This window comes from Streptomyces sp. 2A115 (assembly GCF_052245575.1).
Classification (GTDB): domain Bacteria; phylum Actinomycetota; class Actinomycetes; order Streptomycetales; family Streptomycetaceae; genus Streptomyces.
In genome coordinates, this window is sequence record NZ_JBQQCG010000230.1 from 1 (window position 1) to 1,145 (window position 1,145).

Sequence of the window (1,145 nt, forward strand, 5' to 3'; positions counted from 1 at the left end):
CTGTCGGCCGAACACCGGCAGCGGCTGATGCGCTTCGCCCGGGAGGTGTCGTTCCCGCAGGGCACCCGCCTCTTCGAAGAAGGCGGCCGCGCCGACCGGTTCTGGATCATCCGTACCGGCACCGTCGCCCTCGACATGCACGTGCCCGGCCGCCGCGCGGCCGTCATCGAGACCCTCGGCCACAACGAACTCATCGGCTGGTCCTGGCTGTTCGCCCCGCACTCCTGGCACCTGGGCGCCGAGGCGACCAGCCCCGTGCGCGCCTACGAGTTCGACGCCGTCGCGGTCCGCTCGATGTGCCAGGACGACCCCGCACTCGGCCAGGACGTCGCCCACTGGGCGGGCGACATCCTCGCCCACCGCCTGCGCTCGGCCCGCACCCGGCTGCTGGACCTGTACGCCCCCTACGGCAGCGGCAGCCTCCTGTGACCACCCCACCAGTCGAGGCGACAGCGACCAAGGAGACATGATGCACGGCACCCCGCACATCGTCAGCGACGTGATGACCCACACCGTCGCCGCCATCGGCCGCGGCGCCGCCTTCAAGGACATCGTGCGGATGATGCGGGACTGGAAGGTCAGCGCCCTGCCCGTCCTGGAGGGCGAGGGCCGCGTCGTCGGGGTCGTCTCCGAGGCCGACCTGCTGCCCAAGGAGGAGTTCCGCGACAGCGACCCCGACCGCGACACCCAGCTGAAGCGCCTGTCCGACCTCGCCAAGGCCGGCGCAGTCACCGCCGCAGAGCTGATGACCTCACCCGCCCTCACCGTCCACGCGAACGCGACGCTCGCCCAAGCCGCGCGGACCATGGCACACGCCAAGGTCAAACGACTCCCCGTCGTCGACGACACAGGCATGCTGCAGGGCATCGTCAGCCGCGCCGACCTGCTCAAGGTCTTCCTGCGTGACGACGAGGACATCGACGAGGAGGTCCGCCGGGAGGTGGTGGCCTACCTCTTCCCCACGCCGGCGTCATCCGCACGCGTGGCGGTACGGGACGGCGTCGTGACGCTCAGCGGCCGTATCCGGGACACCTCCCTGGTCCCCGTGGCAGCACGGCTGATCCGGGCCGTCGAGGGGGTCGTGGACGTGGAGTTCGACCTCGCCGAACACGCCCGTACCTCCCAGTCGCCCACAACCCCGTCAG

General features: G+C 71.1%; 2 protein-coding genes. Both read left to right on the forward strand.

The window, feature by feature from the left end; all coding sequences use genetic code 11:
- Positions 1 to 429, forward strand: a 429-nt coding sequence (locus ACTWQR_RS55740) for a Crp/Fnr family transcriptional regulator (protein ID WP_443235017.1), incomplete at its 5' end; no start/stop codon positions are given.
- Positions 430 to 469: 40 nt separating this feature from the next.
- On the forward strand, positions 470 to 1,145 hold a 676-nt coding region (locus ACTWQR_RS55745; protein WP_443235018.1), incomplete at its 3' end, for a CBS domain-containing protein.